Origin of the sequence: Streptomyces sp. 11x1 (assembly GCF_032598905.1) — a bacterium.
GTDB lineage: Bacteria > Actinomycetota > Actinomycetes > Streptomycetales > Streptomycetaceae > Streptomyces.
Genome location: NZ_CP122458.1, coordinates 9695664 through 9711954, shown reverse-complemented (window position 1 = coordinate 9711954; position 16291 = coordinate 9695664). Strand labels below are relative to the sequence as shown.

Sequence of the window (16291 nt, the reverse complement as noted above, 5' to 3'; positions counted from 1 at the left end):
TCACCGCGATGCTCCACGGCCCCCGTCCGACGACGGCGTCCCTCGACCGGATCGACCGGATCGACCGTCTGCGCCCGTTCGGGTACGTGGGGCGGCCTCTCAGCGACCTGCGCGAACGGCTGGTGCCGCCCTTCCCGGAGCCGGGGACCCGGATCTGGGAGCGGGTCGGGCTCGGGCCGGCGTCCGCGTACCGGATCGCGCGTGCGACGGGGTGGCTGGGGCCGCTGCTCGTGGCCCTGCTGGCGGGGTCGATCCGCTTCTGGCGCCTCGGACAGCCGCGCGAACTGGCCTTCGACGAGACGTACTACGCCAAGGACGCGTGGTCGCTGCTGCGACTGGGCTACGAAGGCACTTGGCCGGACCGCAAGGTCGCCGACCCTCAGGTGCTGGCCGACCCGCAGGTGATCCCGCTCTCCGACGCCGGCGCCTTCGTCGCACACCCGCCGACGGGCAAGTGGGTGATCGCCGTCGGGGAGTGGATGTTCGGTCTCGAACCGTTCGGCTGGCGCTTCATGACGGCCCTCCTCGGCACCCTGTCGGTCCTGATGCTCTGCCGCGTCGGACGCCGCCTGTTCCGTTCCACGTTCCTGGGCTGTCTGGCCGGCGCGCTGATGGCGGTGGACGGTCTGCACTTCGTGATGAGCCGCACCGCGCTGCTCGACCTGATCGTCATGTTCTTCGTCCTGGCGGCGTTCGGTTGCCTGCTGCTCGACCGGGACCACGCCCGGGCCCGGCTCGCGGCGGCGCTGCCGGTGGCCCCGGACGGGCATGTCCGCCCGGACGGGGACACCGGGGACCACGCCGGTGCGGGATGGCGCCCTTGGCGGCTCGCGGCGGGTGTATGTCTGGGTCTCGCCGCCTCGACCAAGTGGAACGGCCTGTACTTCCTGGCCTTCTTCATGGTCCTGACCGTGCTGTGGGACGTCGGCGCCCGCCGCGTCGCGGGGGCACGCCGCCCGTACCGGGCGGTGCTGCGCAAGGACCTCGGCCGGTCCGTGCTCTCCCTCGCCCCGGTCGCCGCGGTGACGTATCTGGTGACATGGACCGGCTGGTTCCTGTCCGACGACGGCTACGGCAGGCACTGGGCGGACGGCCGCGGCGGCGTCTGGTCCTGGATCCCGGCGCCGCTGCGCAGCCTGTGGCACTACGAGTCCGCCGTCTACCGGTTCAACGTGGGGCTGGACACCTACCACAAGTACGAGTCCAACCCGTGGAGTTGGCTGGTCCTCGGCCGCCCCGTGCTGTTCTCGTACCGGTCACCCGAGCCGGGTGAGGCCGGCTGTCACGCGCTGACCGGCTGCTCCCAGGCGATCCTCGCCCTGGGGACGCCGATGCTGTGGTGGACGGCGTGCTGCGCCCTCGGGTACCTGCTGTTCCGGTGGGCACTGCGCCGGGACTGGCGCGCGGGCGCGGTGCTGTGCGCGGTGGCCGCCGGCTACCTGCCCTGGTTCTTCTACCAGGACCGCACGATCTTCGCCTTCTACGCCGTCGTGTTCGTGCCGTACCTGTGCCTGGCCGTGGCCATGACGCTGGGCGCGCTGCTGGGTCCGCCGGGCGCGGGCGCCGACCGCCGCAACCGGGGAGCGGTGGCGGTCGGGACCCTCGTCCTGCTCGTAGTCTGGAACTTCGTCTACTTCTTCCCGATCTACACGGGCCTCACGATCCCGTATCCCGACTGGCAGGTCCGGATGTGGCTCGACACCTGGATATGAGCCCCGACTCCGTGCTCCCGCCGCCGACCCGGGCGGCTACCGTCGCGGGCCCGCGAGGGCGTACACCGTGGTGCCGGTGACCGCGAGGGCCACGGCCGTCCAGGTGGCCGCGGGCGTGCCGGGCGGCAGCAGCATCCAGGTCGCGATCTCCGTCGGCAGGCTCGTAGGGGGCGGGGCGAAGACCGAGAACGACAGCCAGCCGACCGCCGGGGTCCACGCGTACGGTGCCCCGCACACGACCGCTCCGAGGGCGACGAGCCCCGTCAGCCCCGCGCTGTCGCGGACGACGAACGCGGTGGCGGCCAGGTCGGTGCCCGTCGCCCGTACCGCGAGGAGCACGGCGGCGACGACCGTGCCGATGAGCAGCACATGTGCCGCCCTGCGGGGCCGCCAGCCGATCGCGGCCGTGCGGTCCAGCGCGTGGTCCTGCCCGCCGAGCCCGATCGAGGCGGCCGTCACCCCGGCGACGAGGACGAACACGGGCGTCCTCGGATCGACCGCTCCCCCGCCGCCGTCCCGGGCGACCAGCGCCCACACCGCGGCCGCGCTGAACAGGACGGCGGCGAGCGACGCGGGCACCTGCCGGGAGCGCGCGTACAGGGTCAGCCATCTCATCGGGCCGTACCGCCGTCCAGGATGGTGAGCGGGTCGCCCGAGCAGGAGACCGCGGCGGTGTGCGCGGCCTTGACGCGGGCGACCTGCTCGGACCATGGCAGGGCCTTGAGTTCCTTGAACACCGGTCCGGCCGTGGCGAGTTGGGCGCTCTGCGGGTGCATGGCGCCCTCGAAGGGCCGCAGATCGCCGAGGACCCAGCCGGCCACGACGCCCTGTGCCGCGAGTTCACCGACCGTGCCGCTCTCGCGGGCGCTGCGGGCGAAGCAGACCGGCGCCATGCCCTGCCCGAGGAGGGCCCGTGTCAGCTGCTCGCCCTCGGCGTCGGCGATCACGCTGTCGCCGAAGTCGAAGAGGACGGCCGTACGTGACCGTTCCGGCGCGTCGAAGATCCCCCGTTGCGCGGTGCTCTCCCGGACGGTGGTCGGTGCCTCGCCGCCGAGGACGTCCCGCAGGTGGCGCAGCGCCTTCTTCCCCGGGTCCGCGAGGTCCGGCAGGCGCTCCTGGTGGACGGCGGCCACGCACACCGGTCCGTCGCACACCTGGGCCGCGGCGGCCTCGTCGACGACGTACACCCGACGGGGGTCGGCGGGCAGGACGAGCAGGGCGATCACGGCGCCCGCCAGGACGGGCGCGAGGGCGAGCAGCCGGGCGCGCGGCGTGGCAGCGGCCAGCAGGGCGAAACCGGTCACGGCCATGCCGAGCAGCCAGACCGTCTGGCCCAGGTGCACGGGGGCGGAGAGGGTCAGGAACACGTTGAGCGTCTCGTCCACCGCCGGTGACAGCAGGGCGACGCCGGTCGGCCCCGAGACAGCCGTCGGCACGGCCGACTCCGTCGACATCCGCAGCAGGTTGACGAAGACGAAGGCGGCCACGGCCAGTGCGGGCGGGGTCAGCGGGGAGGGGAGGCTGCGTCCGATGCCCATGCCGAGCAGGGCCCCCGCGACGAGCGCGAGCACGGCGACCAGCGAGATCGGCAGCCAGCCGAGGTGCGTGTACTCGGTGTTGCCGATCACTTGGACCGCGCCCAGGAGGACGACGAGTGTGAAGGCCGCGGTCAACGTGATCACCGTGGCGCCCGCGGTCGTGACCGCCCGCTGCCGGGCGGGCCGTGGGGTGCTCGTCAGCAGCTCGGTCATGCGGGAGCGGTGGTCGCGCAGCCCCTGGAGGGCGCCGAGCGCCAGCGCGAGCGGCCACAGGACGGCCAGCAGGAACCGGGTCCACAGGGCCAGGGACGTCCACTGGCTCGTCCACGGCGCTGAACCCTTCCACCACGGTCCGCTCACCAGGTACAGGAACGCCAGGGCGACGCAGAGGGACACGACGCCGGCCCAGGGGGCGACGGAGCGCCTCAGCTCGATGCGCAGGACACGGCCGTTCACCAGGTGCCCCTCTCCTGGCGGGGGTCGAGCAGCAGCGCCGAGTAGCCCCGCTCCAGCGGGCTGTCGCCCACGTGCTCGGGACCGCCCGCGGCGGCCAGCTCGTCGGGGGTGCCCTGGAAGACGAGCCGGCCCTCGGCGAAGAGGACCACGTCGGTGCAGGCGGCGGCGACATCCTCCACCAGATGGGTCGAGACGACGACACAGGTGTCCGTGCCCAGCTCCTGCAACAGCTCACGGAAGCGCAGCCGTTGGGCGGGGTCCAGGCCGACGGTCGGCTCGTCGAGGAGCAGGATCGCCGGGTCGTTGACGATGGCCTGGGCGATCCCGACGCGCCGCACCATGCCGCCCGAGAGGGCCTTCATCCGCTCGTCGGCGCGGTCGGCGAGGCCGACCCGTTCGATCGCCCGCTGCACGGCGCCGGGGATGTCCGCCTTCGGGACCTCCTTCAGCCATGCCATGTACTCGATGAACTCGCGCACGGTGAAGCGCTTGTAATAGCCGAACTCCTGCGGCAGATAGCCGATCCGGCGGCGCATTGCCCGGTGTTCGCCGAGTCCGCCGGCGAACTCGCCCAGCAGTTCCAGGGTGCCCTCGGCGGGGCGCAGCACGGTGGCCAGCGCCCGGATGAGGGTGGTCTTGCCGGCCCCGTTGGGTCCGAGCAGGCCGTGCACGCCGGTGCCGAGCGACAGGTCGAGCCCGTCGACGGCCATCCGTTTCCGCCCGGCCCTCACCTTCAGCCCCGTGGCCCGGATCTCCCAGGCGTAGGGCGTCGGCGCGAGGTCGGCCGCGGTCAGCGCGGTCATCACGTGTGGTTCCTTCCCGTCGGTGGTCGTCTTGGTGGTCGTCTTCGGGGTCATCGATGGGCTCCCAGCACGGAGTAGGCGCCCCTGCGGGCGATCACGACGCCGACGCCTAGCGCGAGGATCAGCCCCCACACGGGCATGCCGTCCGTCCGGAGAGCGAGGGGTGTGCGGCCGGTGGCCAGGGTCGGCGCCACGACCACGGCGGCCCACACCGCGACCAGCGCGAGGGCGGCTCGGGTCACGCCGACGAGTCCGCCGAGTGCGAGGGTCGTCGAGGTGAACGCCAGACAGGGCAGCAGCCACTGGGCGGCCGTCACCCCCGTCGCCCATCCGCCCACGAACAGCGCGGGCACGACGAGGACGAGCACGGCCACGGTGCGCCGCAGCACCAGGGGGAGCCCGGCCCGGGGCACGGAGGCCGTCAGCTCGTACGCCGGGTCCAGGCCGCGTGCCCAGGAGGCCGCGACGCCGAGCACGGGCAGGACGGGGGAGAACAGCAGCACCAGCGACACCTCGCGGGAGCCGGGTCCCGTGCCGGGGTCGGCGAGATCGAACAGCAGCGCGATCAGGGTGACGCTCATGACCATGGCCAGCCACGGCACCGTCGTGGGCGTCAGCCAGGTCGACAGCCGGGCGCCCAGCCGTCTCCTGCGGGGCATGGTGGCGGTGGCGGCCAGCCGGGGTTCGAGGTCGGCCCATACGGTGCCGACCAGGGCGGCCACGGCGGGCGCGCTCGCCGTGACGGCAGCCGACAGCCGGTCCCGGCAGGTGCGGCAGGCCTCCAGATGTGCTTCCAGGGCCCAGACCTCGTCGGTGGCGAGGCCGGTGTCCCCGCGCGCGTAACCGTCGATGAGCCGCGTCGACGCGTGCTCCACACTCATGCCAGGGCCTTTCGCATCTCGGTCCGGGCCCGGCGGGCACGGGTCTTGACCGTGCCCTCGGGCACGCCGAGCAGGACCGAGGTCTCCCGGACGGTGAGCCCGTCGAGCACCATGGCCTGCAGTACCGCCCTGAGTTCGGGCGCGAGACGGCGCAGCGCGTCCCCGACGTCGCCGCCGACGGTCGCCGCGAGCGCCTCGTCCTCGGCGGCGGGCGCCACGGGGTGCGCGGCGGCCGCGGGCGGGGGTTCCGCGTGGTGGGCCCTGCGCCGGAAGGCGTCCACGAGCCGACGGGCGGCGATGGTCCACAGCCAGCCGACGGCGGTCCCTCCGACGGCCGCCCCGGCGAACGCGCCCGCCGCGCGCCACACCGCCAGGTACGTCTCCTGCATGACCTCGGCGACGATCTGCTCGTCGGCGCAGCGGCGCCGCAACCGCACCGCCAGCCATGGCGCCGTGCGCCGGTACAGCTCGTCGAACGCCGCGCGGTCGCCCTTGGCCACGAGCCGGACGAGGCGTTCCTCGTCCGGCTCTCCCGCTGCCTTCCTGACTGATCTCACACCCCCTAGACGTGGCGCCCGCGCGACGGGTTTTCCGTCCGGAGTGATCCCCGTCACATACCCCAGAGGGCTTCGACGTCTCGGTGGCGGGAGCGCTCGTCCGGCAGCCCTATCACCGCACGAAGCGGTACTTCAGGTGGGTGGCGAGCGCGGTGTGGACCACCCCGACCGTCTCGAGGTCGCGCCGTCCGGCGGCCGGATCGTCGAAGAGTCGCAGCCCGTCCCCGAGGAGTGCGGGCACGACGTGCAGGTGCAGTTCGTCGATGAGCCCTTCGCGGAGGTACTGCCGCACGGTGTCCGCTCCGCCCGCGATGTCGACGTTGCGACCCCCGGCGGCGGCCCGCGCCCGGTCGAGGGCGCCGTGGACACCGTCGGCGACGAAGGTGAAGGTGGTGCCGCCCTCCTTGACCAGGGCGGGCCTCGGGCGGTGGGTCAGCACGAAGACGGGGGTCCGGAACGGCGGGTTGTCGCCCCAGAACTCCTCGCCCAGGTCGTACATCGTGCGGCCCATGATCACCGCCCCGGTGGCATCGAACCATTCGCGCATCAGCTCGGAGTCCCGGTTCTCCTCGCCGCCGGTCATGCCCTGGCGCTCGCGCCAGCTCGCCAGGTTGTGGATCCAATCGAAGAGCGGCTCGGCGCCGTCGCCGCCCGGGTTGTCCGGTGAGACGCCGGGGCCGGCGAGGTACCCGTCGAGGGAGATGGCCAAATCCGCAGTCACGGTCACGGTCACGGTGAGGTACTCCTGAAGTCCTGGGTCGTACTGCTTTCACTCTCACGTCGATCGGCGAACGCCGCTTTCGACACCGCCCGCCCCATCCGTCGCCAGGACCGGCGGAGCACCGCTGACACATGACGCATTGGCGGCGGACGTGCAGAGATGGGACTATTTGTGCGTTTGTCGGGAACTCGCACCACGCAGCGGTCGTCGAAGGGCCTCGGCCCGGCGGGCGATCTCGGGTACGGACGAGGGAGAAGCCGTGACCGTTCGTGTAGGCGTAGAGGAAGAGTTTCATGTTCTGGACGCGGAGAACGGGCGACTGGTCCCCGGGGCCGGCGCGGTCCTCGGCCGACTGCCCGGCCCCGAGTTCAAGGCCGAGCTCCAACGGTCGGCGGTGGAGTGGAACAGCCCCGTCCACTCCGCGCTCGACTCCCTGCACGCGGATCTGAGCGGGGCGCGGCGGCGGCTGGACGAGGCGGCCACCGGGCTCGGCCTGGCCGTCGTGGCGGCCGGGACCGTGCCGTTCGCGCGGGTGACGCCCGGTGACGCCACCCCGGACTTCCGCTACCGGGCTCTGGTCGACGAGTACCGGAAGGTGGCCGACGAGCAGCTCGTGTGCAGCGCGCAGGTCCATGTCGACGTGCCCGACCGGGACACGGCCGTGCGGATCATGTGCGCGGTGTCGCCGTGGCTGCCCCCGCTGCTGGCCCTGTCCGCCAGCTCGCCGTTCTGGCTCGGCTCGGACACGGGCTACGCGAGCTGGCGCACCATGCTGTGGCAGCGCTGGCCCACCGCGGGACCGGTCGGCTGCTTCGGCGGGGCCGCCGAGTACGACGCCGCCGTCGAGGACCTGATCCGCTCCGGCGTGATCAAGGACCCGGGCATGGTCTATTACGACCTGCGGCCGAGCGAGCACCAGCGGACCCTGGAGCTGCGCATCTGCGACGCCTGCCCGCGCGTCGAGACGGTCGTCCTGGTAGCCGGTCTCTTCCGCGCCCTCGTGGAGGACGCCAGGGCCGGCCTGGAACGGCCCGGCGCGGGCTGCGACGGCAGGCACGAGTGGCTGCGGGCCGCGGTCTGGCGGGCGGCACAGGCGGGCTTGGAGGGCACCCTCGTCGACCCGGTCACGCGCGCCGCCACGCCCGCTCCCGAGGTGGTGCACACCATGGTCCGCAGGCTGCGCCCGGCCCTGGAGGCCCTCGGCGACTGGGACACCGTCCGCACGCTCACCGAGGAGGCCCTGGCCCGGGGCAGCGCGGCCCACCGGCTGCGCCAGGTCGCCGAGCGGGAAGGCCTGCCCGCCTGCGTCAAGGCAGCGGTCGCCGACACCCGGGGCGACCACGGGCAGGGCACCGGCCCCGGGGCCGTCCGCCGGCCCGTCGCCGCGGCCGGTGGGGCCGGACCGGCGGGGACCTCGGCGGCGTACTCGGTCGAGTCCGTCGGCGGCTGACCCGTCCGCGGGGCGGTGCGGAGAGACAGGCACCGGCCGCCGCCCCGCGAACGGTCACGGCGCGGAGACCCGGACGGAGAACCCGTCGTCCGCCCCGTGGAGCCGGTGCCGACCGTGATCAAGGAGTGGCTCGCATGCGCAGCAGCAAGACGGAGACGCGCCCGAAACGAACCGGCCGGTGCCCGATGGAGGCTCCGCCTCCGGGCCCGGCCCACGGTCACCCCCTGCGAGGAGGTGCGGTCTGATGTGCGGCCTCAGCGGAGAGATCCGCTTCGACGGCGGGCGGCCCGACCTGGCAGCCGTCGAGCGCATGACCGACCGACTCGCACCCCGGGGCCCGGACGGCAGGGGCCTGTGGTCGCAGAACGCCGTCGCCCTGGGTCACCGCAGGCTGAAGATCATCGACCTGTCCGAGTGCGGGGCCCAGCCGATGACGGACCCGGCCGGCCGGATCGCCGGTGTCTTCAACGGCTGCGTCTACAACTACAAGGAGTTGCGCGAGGAACTGCGCCGCCTCGGCCACCACTTCTTCTCCGGCTCCGACACCGAGGTGGTGCTCAAGGCCTACCAGCAGTGGGGCACCTCCTGCGTCGACCACTTCTACGGCATGTTCGCCTTCGCCATCGTCGAACAGGCCACCGGACGCCTGGTGCTGGCCCGCGACCGGTTGGGCGTCAAGCCGCTGTACCTGTCCCAGGCGCCGGGGCGGCTGCGGTTCGCCTCCTCGCTGCCGGCGCTCCTGGCGGGCGGCGGCGTCGACACCTCGCTCGACCCGGTCGCGCTGCACCAGTACCTGAGCTGGCACGCCACGGTGACCGCGCCGCACACCGTGCTCGCGGGCGTGCGCAAGCTTCCCGCGGCGACCGTGCGGGTGGTGGAGCCCGACGGCAGCCACCGCGACATCCGCTACTGGCAGCCGCCGTACACCCGTCGGCCCGGGGACACGGGGATGGACGCGGACGACTGGCGGGACGCGGTGCTCGAAGCGCTGCGCGCCGCCGTCCGCCGGCGCATGGTCGCCGACGTGCCCGTGGGCGTCCTCCTGTCCGGCGGCCTCGACTCCAGCCTGATCGTGGCGCTGCTGGCCGACGAGGGGCAGCGCGATCTCGCGACGTTCAGCGTGGGCTTCGAGTCCGAGGGCGGCGAGGAGGGCGACGAGTTCCCCTACTCGGACCTGGTCGCCCGGCACTTCGGCACCGACCACCACCAGCTGATGGTGCCCTCGGACCGGGTGTCGACGGCCCTGGACGCGGCGATCGAGGCGATGAGCGAGCCGATGGTCAGCCATGACGTGGTGGCCTTCCACCTGCTCTCCGAACAGGTCGCGAAGGAGGTGAAGGTCGTGCAGAGCGGCCAGGGCGCCGACGAGGTCTTCGCCGGCTACCACTGGTACCCGGACATCGCCGCCGCCCCGAGAGAGCGGGCGGCCGAGGCGTACGCCGAGACGTACTTCGACCGGTCGCACTCCGACCTCGCCGGCATGCTGCAACCGCACGTGCTGCCCGATCACGACGTCTCCGGCCGCTTCGTGCGCACCCACATGGCGCGCCCCGGCGCCGAGACCGCGCTCGACGCGGCACTGCGACTCGACGCCGAGGTGATGCTCGTCGACGACCCGGTCAAGCGCGTGGACAACATGACCATGGACTGGGGCCTGGAGGCCCGCGTCCCGTTCCTCGACCACGAACTCGTGGAGCTGGCCGCCGTCTGCCCACCGGAGCTGAAGCTCGCCGACGGCGGGAAGGGGGTGCTCAAGGCCGCGGGCCGCGAGGTCCTGCCCACCGAGGTCGTCGACCGGCCGAAGGGGTACTTCCCGGTCCCCGCCGTCAAGCACATGGCGGGATCCGTGCTGGGGCGGGTCCGTGAGGCCCTGTCCGCGCCCGAGGCCAGGTCACGCGGCATCTTCCGGGACGCCTACGTGGCCAGGCTGCTGGCGGCCCCGGACGAACACCGCGCCAGGCGTGGGGCGAACGAGCTGTGGCAGGTAGCTTTGCTGGAGATATGGCTGCAAACGCACGGAATCAGGTGACCGGGGCGCACCCCCTCACGGGCTCCCCCCGCCCCTCCCCCGTCGGCGAGGACCTCGTCGACGGGACGCCGTGGCGCCCCGAGGAGCACGGTCCGGCCGCCGCGGCCCCAGGGGCGCCGGGAACGAACGGCCAGGCAGGCACGGCCCTCGTGCCGACGCCGGCGGACGCCACGGCCCCGGTGCCGGTCCCGCTGCCGGACACCGCCGCCCCGCTGGACACGCCACAGCCGTTGCGATCGCACGGCTGCTGGTACCCGTCGGTGGACCCGAGCGGCAGGTACGTCGCGTTCATCTGCGACCGGAGCGGGGTCCCCCAGCTGTGGACCGGGCCGGTCGGCGGGGACGAGGTCCATCTGCTGGACTCCGATCCCCACCCGGTCAAGGAGGTGGCCTGGTCGCCCGACGGTCGCTGGATCGCCTACACCACCGCACCGGGAGGCGGCGAGCACACCAGGGTGCTGTGCGTACGGCCGGACGGGACCGGGCGGCGCATCCTCGCCGGTGCCGAACCGGGCAGCTCCGCGTATCTGGGCTGCTGGCAGCACGACGGTACGGCCGTCGCCGTCACCGTCGCCGAGCCGGTCCGCACGCCCGGCGGGGCCGAAGGGGAGGAGTGGGCTGCGCCCACGGGCCCCGGCCTCGCCGATCCGGACACCTACACCGCGCCCCGCCCGCCGGGCTGGGCCACCCGTGACGGCCGGGCCGTGCTCCTGGGCGGCCCGCACCACGGCGAGGCCGGCTCCGGGTCCGGCCGCGACACGCGGGCCCCCGAGGACCGGGGCGACGCGGGGACGGCCGGCGCCCACGAGAGGGACGGCGGGACGGCCCGCGAGAGGACGTCGGGCGGAGGGCTGGCCGCCTATCTGGTCGACCCCCTGGGCGTGGCGGCGCCCACCCTGCTGGCGGTGGAACGCGGCGCGGCGACCCTGCGCGTGTGCGACATCAGCAGGGACGGGCGGCTGGCCCTCCTGCGCCGGGGGCCTCGCGGCCGCCGCGAGGCCCTCGTCGTCCGGACCGGCGATCTGCGGACCGCCTTCGCCCTGCACGTCGCCGACGGGGACCCGTGGATCGGCCGGTTCTCCCCGGACGGTACGACGCTGTGGCTGCGCAGCGACGCGACCCGTGAGTTCGCCGCGCTGTTCGCCGTCCGCCTCGACGCCGAGGGCGCGGCCCTGGGGCGGAGCGTCGCCGCCGAGCGCGCGGACTGCGGACTGGAGCTGCTGGCACTCGGCCACGACGGGTACACCGCTGCCCTCGCCTGGAACGTGCGCGGCGCCACCGAGCTGGAGGTCGCCTCCGTGTCGCCGACGTCCGCCGGGGAGGCCCGGGTGGGGCCGTCGCGGACGGTGTCGCTGCCGCACGAGGTCGTGACGCGCATCCCGCGCGTCGACGGGCGGGCGGGACTCGTGCTGGCCCTGTCCGGCTCGCAGCGCCGCCCCGGGGTGTGGTGGTTCCCCGACGGCACCGCACGACGGACCGCGTGGTCGTCCCGGGACGAGGACGCGGTCCCGCCCGGCCGCCCGCCCGTACGGCCCGTGCCGCTGCGGCCCGTCGCGCGGGACGGACTGCCGCTGAGCGGCTGGTACTACCGGGCTCCCGACCGGGGAGCCGGGGAGCCCGCGCCCTGTGTGATCCATCTGCACGGCGGACCGGAGGAGCAGGAGCGGCCGGTGTTCAACCCGCTCTACCACGAGCTGCTGGGCCGGGGCCTCGACGTCTTCGCGCCGGACGTGCGCGGCTCGTCGGGGCACGGCCGGTCGTTCGTCGACGCCGACCTCGGGACGGGCCGGTTCGCCGCGATCGAGGACGTCGCCGTCTGCGCGGCCCATGTCGTCGTCGCCGGTCTCGCCGATCCCCGGCGGCTGGCCGTGATGGGGCGCTCCTACGGCGGCTACCTGGTGATGGCGTCCCTCGTGTGGCACCCGGACCTCTTCCGCACCGGCGTCGCGGCCTGCGGCATGTCCGACTTCGCGACCTTCTACGCCGGTACGGAGCCGTGGATCGCGGAGTCGGCCGCGCACAAGTACGGCCATCCGGAGCACGACCGTGAACTGCTGCACGCGCTGTCCCCGATGACCCGCGTGGACGCCCTGCGCGTCCCCGTCCTCACGGTCCACGGGGAGCACGACACCAATGTGCCGCTCGGCGAGTCCGAGCAGTTCGTCCGCGCGGCCCGGGAGCGCGGTCTGCGGGCGGAACTGCTGCTGCTCCGCGACGAGGGCCACGACTTCCTGCGCGCGGACAGCCGCAGGATCTTCCGCCGGACCGCCGCCGACTGGCTCCAGCGCCACATCGCCGAGTAGACCGCCGACCGGTCACACCGGTCGTGCACTCCTCGTGATCCGGCACGCCCTTGCGCGTCAGGGCAGTCGGCGGACGGCGAGAAGCAGCAGGCGTGGGAGGCGGCGGGCGCTCCAGGCACCGGCCAGGCCGATCACGGCGCCCGCGGCGACATCGCTCGGGAAGTGGGCGCCGCTCTGCACCCGCTCGACGGCCACGACCACGGTGGGGACCGCGCACACGGCGCCGGCCGCGGGCCAGGTGGGCCGGACGGCGGCCGTGAGTGCGACCGCGCCTGCGGTGTGGCCGGACGGGAACGACGACGACGCGGGACGCTCGTCGACCTCGGCGTGCGGGAACCACTCCCTCGGCGGCCTGCGCCGGTCGATCAGCTGCTTGCCGAGCGCGTTGGAGCCGGCCGCGCCACCGTCAGCGCTGCCAGGCCCACCGCCGCCGCTCGCCGGCCGCGCCCACCGCCTCACCCGGCCACCCCACGGCCGCCGCGCACCACAGCCTGGCGCGCTCCACGGTCTCCTCCACCGCCCAGAACGGCTTGCCCACGCGGACGGGATCCCAGGCCGCCAGCCGCTTGGCAAGCCACCGATCCCCTGCCCGCAGCCCGGCCGACACGTTCATGCTCCAGTCATGCACCGCTCGCCCCGCGGCCGCGACGGGCCGCGTGCGGCGCGGCGGCGCAGTGGTCGGCGCGGAGCGGAGGCGCAGGGCGACGCGCGGGCCGAAGGGTGGGCCGAAGTGCGGGCCGATGCGAGTCCTTCAGACCTCCGGCGGGTCCGTCGTGAACAGCGCGTCGTCGGGGACGACGTGCATAGCTGCCTCCTCCGCGCCCGCCGCGCCGCCGTCGATGCCCTCGTCCTCGGCGATCAGTTCCTTGGTGGTGTCCGTCCGGGCGCCCTCGTCGGGTGCGACGAGGCGGCCGGCGCGGTCCGCTCCGGCCTCCGGATCGAGGGGTTCGCCCTCTCCGCCGGGGAGGTCTCCGATGCCGTCCCCCGCCGGGACCTCCACATCGGGCACCTCCTGCCGCAGTCTGTCGTCGAGGGACTCGCCCTCGTGCTGCTCGGCGGCCGTGGTCCCGCTCTTGGTGACGCCGAGCGGCCTCTCCGGCGGCGAATAGCCCTCGTCCAGCATGTCGTCGTACGTACGTTCGTCGAGCGCGTCCTGGAGATCCAGGGGAGCGGCGTCCTCCTGCTCCTCGTTGCCACCGGTGGGCTGGTAGGCGTCGTCCGCCATGTTCTCGTCGCTCATGCTCGCCTCCGGGGGTGTTCGACCGGTTGGTGGTCTCCGTGCGGAGTACCGAGTTCCGTGGGGTGTAACACCTCTGTGCCGCGACCGCCCTCTCGTCGGGGGCGCGACCGTCCCCTCGTCGGGGTCGCACGAGCCCCTTGTCACGACGGTCCGCGGCGCGCCAGTCATCGCTGCCCCGGAGAGGACGTCACCGTCGCGCTGCTGCGGGCCCTGGGGCCGCGGCTGGCCCGGCTGGAGTACGAGGTGCCCGCGCAGGACCTGCGGATCCCGCTGACCCGGATGCCGGCGCGGGTGCGCAGCGGCTTCGTCATGGAGTCCGTCCGGGTACCGGCGCGGCAACGCGCGTCGCGATAGGTCGCGCGGCGCCCGCCGAAGTGGAACCGCCGCACTGAAGTCCGCGTGGGTGCGGGCCGTTCACCCGCACCCACGTCCCGTCCGGTCAGCCGGGCCGAGCAGCCCGGTCGGGTCCGGTCAGGTGGTCAGCCCGTCGGTCAGTCCGGTCAGGCGGCCATCTCACGGCTGATCCGGCGTCCCGCGGCGGCCGCGCCCGCGCCCAGCACCGCGACGACCGCCGTCCGGCGCAGCGCCGTGCGGCGCCGACCGCCCCAGCCGCCGTGCACCGCTCCCTCGCCGGGGGCGGGGACGTGCAGCGTTCCGTGCGTGGTCGGTGCCGTCTCGTCGTGGGACAGATGGGTCCTGTCGGTCTGCTTGGCCATCACACGCTCCGCCGGCGCCGGGTTCTTCCGGGCCCTGCGCACCAGGGCCCGACCGGCCGGGCCGACCACCACTTCCCGGTGCGGATGCCGTACCAGGTCGACGACGGCCTTGGCGACCCGCTCGGGGCTGTAGACGGGCGGCATGGCGACGACCTTGCGCCCGGTGTAGTTGGCCGACTGTTCGAAGTGCGGGGTGTCGATGGTCGCGGGTATCACCGTGCACACCCGCACGCCCTTCACCCCTTCCACCCGCAGCTGCTGCCGCAGGCTGGATCCGAAGCCCTGCACGGCGTGTCTGGACATGCTGTACGGGTGGCTGTAGGGCTGGGCGACGGCTCCCACGATCGAGGAGATGTTGACGAGCGTCCCCCGCCCCTGCGCGCGCATCACCGGCAGAGCCGCGCGCGCCCCGTGGACGTAGCCCATCACGTTGACGTCCAGGACCCGCCGGAAGTCCTCCAGCGGTACGTCCTCGAACCGGCCGAAGGCGTTGACGGCCGCGTTGTTGACCCAGACGTCGATCCGGCCGAACTCCTCCACCGCGCGCCTCGCCAGGTCCTCGACCGCCTTGGCGTCGGTCATGTCGGTCGGCACGGCCAGCGTCCGCGCCCCGCGGTACGTCTCGCACTCCCGGGCGGTCGCCTCCAGCGCCTCCTCACGGCGGGCCGCCAGTACCACGGCACACCCCTTGCCGGCGAAGGCCTCGGCCGTGGCCCGGCCGATCCCGCTGGACGCTCCCGTCAGCACCACGACGTGGTCCCCCAGTCGCATCGCGTACCTCCTCAGGTCCGACGTCCCGGACGCGTCGGGTCCGGCTCCGGGCCCCGAGTACCCGAAACCGCCGATTCACCTCGGCGGTGGCGGAATACGACCTTCCGGTAGGCGCCCGGCCGCGGGGATGGCGCCGGAGCGGTCGCGCGGTGACGATGCTCCCCTCGCGCCACGCATCCCGCGGTGGGACGAAGGGGGCTGTCCAATGGGTTCGCACGCGGCACCGAAACGTCGTGGACGCGCGGTGTGGCCCTCCGTGGGTCTCCTGCTGCTGGTGGCGCTCGTCGGCGTTCCCCGTGCCGAGGGAGCGCCGGTGTCGGCCGACGCCTGCCGTGTCGCCGACACCGACCTGCCCCGGGGCGATTGCGGGCCGTTCTGGCAGGTCCTGGCGGAGGACTTCGACGGCGACCGGGTGCCGCTGGGCGGGTTCAGCGACTGCGAGCACCGGGTCGACACCTCCGCCGCCCACTGCGGGGGCCTCACCGGCGCATACCGCGACAACTGGTGGGCGTACCCCACGGGTTGGCGTGACACGGCCAACGACCGGGGCCGGGACGTCGTGGGTGTCTACCACCCGGAGGACACCGTGAGCGTGGGCCCTGCGGAGAACGGCGACGGCCGGATGTTCATCCGGATGTGGCGGCCCGCCGACGGGGGTCCCGTGCACGCTGCGGCGGTGGTACCCCGTGCGGTCATGCAGATGAAGTACGGCAAGTACAGCGCCCGTATCAAGGTGACGAAGCTCGCCCCGGGATACAAGTCGGCCTGGCTGCACTACGGCGGGGGCTGCGAGATGGACCATCCCGAAGGTGAGTGGACCGGCGACCTCACCGCTTTCCACCATCCCTGCGGCGGCGGTGAACAGGGGTACTTCCCGGGGAGCGACGACTGGACCCGGTGGCACACCGTGTCGACGGAGTGGACGCCGGGTCATGTGCGGTTCTTCGTGGACGGGCGGCAGGTGGGCCACGACACCCGGGACGTGCCGGACCGGCCGCTGTCGTGGGTGCTGCAGAACGAGAGCGCCCTGGAGGGACCGGGCGCGGCACCGGGCAGCAGTGCCCAGCTCGACATCACCTGGGTCGCGGCCTACGCGTACGGGTGGAAGTGATCG

Annotated in this window: 15 protein-coding genes and 1 pseudogene; 6 read left to right on the top strand and 10 right to left on the bottom strand. The window is 73.8% G+C overall.

Annotated features, from left to right (window positions below):
* Nucleotides 1–8 precede the first annotated feature (8 nt).
* Complete coding sequence (locus P8T65_RS42700) at nt 9–1712, top strand: phospholipid carrier-dependent glycosyltransferase (RefSeq protein WP_316730821.1); 1704 nt, start codon at nt 9–11, stop codon at nt 1710–1712.
* A gap of 36 nt (nt 1713–1748) precedes the next feature.
* Here the strand turns inward: P8T65_RS42700 and P8T65_RS42695 are convergent, their stop codons facing one another.
* From P8T65_RS42695 to P8T65_RS42670, 6 genes are all read right to left on the bottom strand, one after another.
* A complete protein-coding gene (locus tag P8T65_RS42695; protein WP_316730820.1) occupies nt 1749–2327 on the bottom strand; it encodes a hypothetical protein in 579 nt (192 codons plus the stop codon).
* On the bottom strand, nt 2324–3706 hold the full coding sequence (locus P8T65_RS42690; protein ID WP_316730819.1) for a hypothetical protein: 1383 nt from the start codon (nt 3704–3706) through the stop codon (nt 2324–2326). The genes P8T65_RS42695 and P8T65_RS42690 overlap by 4 nt, the downstream gene beginning before the upstream one ends.
* On the bottom strand, nt 3703–4509 hold the full coding sequence (locus tag P8T65_RS42685; RefSeq protein ID WP_316731899.1) for an ABC transporter ATP-binding protein: 807 nt from the start codon (nt 4507–4509) through the stop codon (nt 3703–3705). Before P8T65_RS42685 ends, P8T65_RS42690 begins: the two co-directional genes overlap by 4 nt.
* 50 nt (nt 4510–4559) lie before the next feature.
* Nucleotides 4560–5390, bottom strand: a complete 831-nt coding sequence (locus P8T65_RS42680; RefSeq protein WP_316730818.1) for a zf-HC2 domain-containing protein — start codon at nt 5388–5390, stop codon at nt 4560–4562.
* Nucleotides 5387–5947, bottom strand: a complete 561-nt coding sequence (locus P8T65_RS42675; protein WP_184897548.1) for an RNA polymerase sigma factor — start codon at nt 5945–5947, stop codon at nt 5387–5389. The genes P8T65_RS42680 and P8T65_RS42675 overlap by 4 nt, the downstream gene beginning before the upstream one ends.
* A gap of 112 nt (nt 5948–6059) precedes the next feature.
* The gene (locus P8T65_RS42670) at nt 6060–6674 is read right to left on the bottom strand and encodes a dihydrofolate reductase family protein (protein WP_316731898.1); all 615 of its coding nucleotides are present in this window, start codon (nt 6672–6674) and stop codon (nt 6060–6062) included.
* A gap of 253 nt (nt 6675–6927) precedes the next feature.
* On the opposite strand from P8T65_RS42670, the gene P8T65_RS42665 reads away from it, so the two are divergent.
* The 3 genes from P8T65_RS42665 (at nt 6928) to P8T65_RS42655 (ending at nt 12450) form a co-directional block, all read left to right on the top strand.
* Complete coding sequence (locus P8T65_RS42665) at nt 6928–8118, top strand: glutamate--cysteine ligase (RefSeq protein WP_316730817.1); 1191 nt, start codon at nt 6928–6930, stop codon at nt 8116–8118.
* 244 nt (nt 8119–8362) lie between these two features.
* Complete coding sequence (locus tag P8T65_RS42660; protein ID WP_316730816.1) at nt 8363–10147, top strand: N-acetylglutaminylglutamine amidotransferase; 1785 nt, start codon at nt 8363–8365, stop codon at nt 10145–10147.
* A complete protein-coding gene (locus tag P8T65_RS42655; protein WP_399102488.1) occupies nt 10120–12450 on the top strand; it encodes a S9 family peptidase in 2331 nt (776 codons plus the stop codon). The genes P8T65_RS42660 and P8T65_RS42655 overlap by 28 nt, the downstream gene beginning before the upstream one ends.
* Nucleotides 12451–12507: 57 nt before the next feature.
* Here P8T65_RS42655 and P8T65_RS42650 read toward each other — a convergent pair whose 3' ends face one another.
* The 3 genes from P8T65_RS42650 to P8T65_RS42640 all read right to left on the bottom strand — a co-directional run bounded on the left by P8T65_RS42650 (nt 12508) and on the right by P8T65_RS42640 (nt 13690).
* Nucleotides 12508–12909, bottom strand: a complete 402-nt coding sequence (locus P8T65_RS42650) for a phosphatase PAP2 family protein (protein WP_316730815.1) — start codon at nt 12907–12909, stop codon at nt 12508–12510.
* Nucleotides 12857–13063, bottom strand: a complete 207-nt coding sequence (locus P8T65_RS42645; RefSeq protein WP_316730814.1) for a hypothetical protein — start codon at nt 13061–13063, stop codon at nt 12857–12859. The genes P8T65_RS42650 and P8T65_RS42645 overlap by 53 nt, the downstream gene beginning before the upstream one ends.
* 138 nt (nt 13064–13201) lie before the next feature.
* On the bottom strand, nt 13202–13690 hold the full coding sequence (locus tag P8T65_RS42640) for a DUF5709 domain-containing protein (protein ID WP_316730813.1): 489 nt from the start codon (nt 13688–13690) through the stop codon (nt 13202–13204).
* Between the two features lie 156 nt (nt 13691–13846).
* Here P8T65_RS42640 and P8T65_RS42635 point away from each other — a divergent pair.
* Nucleotides 13847–14044, top strand: a pseudogene (locus tag P8T65_RS42635) (cytochrome P450); the annotation flags it as partial.
* 146 nt (nt 14045–14190) lie between these two features.
* Here P8T65_RS42635 and P8T65_RS42630 read toward each other — a convergent pair.
* Nucleotides 14191–15177, bottom strand: coding sequence for an SDR family oxidoreductase (locus P8T65_RS42630; RefSeq protein ID WP_316730812.1), 987 nt, complete (start codon nt 15175–15177; stop codon nt 14191–14193).
* A gap of 256 nt (nt 15178–15433) precedes the next feature.
* Between P8T65_RS42630 and P8T65_RS42625 the strand changes: the two genes are divergently transcribed.
* Complete coding sequence (locus tag P8T65_RS42625; protein ID WP_316730811.1) at nt 15434–16288, top strand: glycoside hydrolase family 16 protein; 855 nt, start codon at nt 15434–15436, stop codon at nt 16286–16288.
* The last annotated feature ends 3 nt before the right edge of the window (nt 16289–16291 follow it).

Bases quoted from the DNA above. Each gene is read 5' to 3' on its own strand.
- P8T65_RS42700 (WP_316730821.1), top strand. From the start codon at position 9: ATGCTCCACGGCCCCCGTCCGACGACGGCGTCCCTCGACCGGATCGAC.
- P8T65_RS42695 (WP_316730820.1), bottom strand. From the start codon at position 2,327: ATGAGATGGCTGACCCTGTACGCGCGCTCCCGGCAGGTGCCCGCGTCG.
- P8T65_RS42685 (WP_316731899.1), bottom strand. From the start codon at position 4,509: ATGACCGCGCTGACCGCGGCCGACCTCGCGCCGACGCCCTACGCCTGG.
- P8T65_RS42680 (WP_316730818.1), bottom strand. From the start codon at position 5,390: ATGAGTGTGGAGCACGCGTCGACGCGGCTCATCGACGGTTACGCGCGC.
- P8T65_RS42660 (WP_316730816.1), top strand. From the start codon at position 8,363: ATGTGCGGCCTCAGCGGAGAGATCCGCTTCGACGGCGGGCGGCCCGAC.
- P8T65_RS42655 (WP_399102488.1), top strand. From the start codon at position 10,120: ATGGCTGCAAACGCACGGAATCAGGTGACCGGGGCGCACCCCCTCACG.
- P8T65_RS42645 (WP_316730814.1), bottom strand. From the start codon at position 13,063: ATGAACGTGTCGGCCGGGCTGCGGGCAGGGGATCGGTGGCTTGCCAAG.
- P8T65_RS42640 (WP_316730813.1), bottom strand. From the start codon at position 13,690: ATGAGCGACGAGAACATGGCGGACGACGCCTACCAGCCCACCGGTGGC.
- P8T65_RS42630 (WP_316730812.1), bottom strand. From the start codon at position 15,177: ATGCGACTGGGGGACCACGTCGTGGTGCTGACGGGAGCGTCCAGCGGG.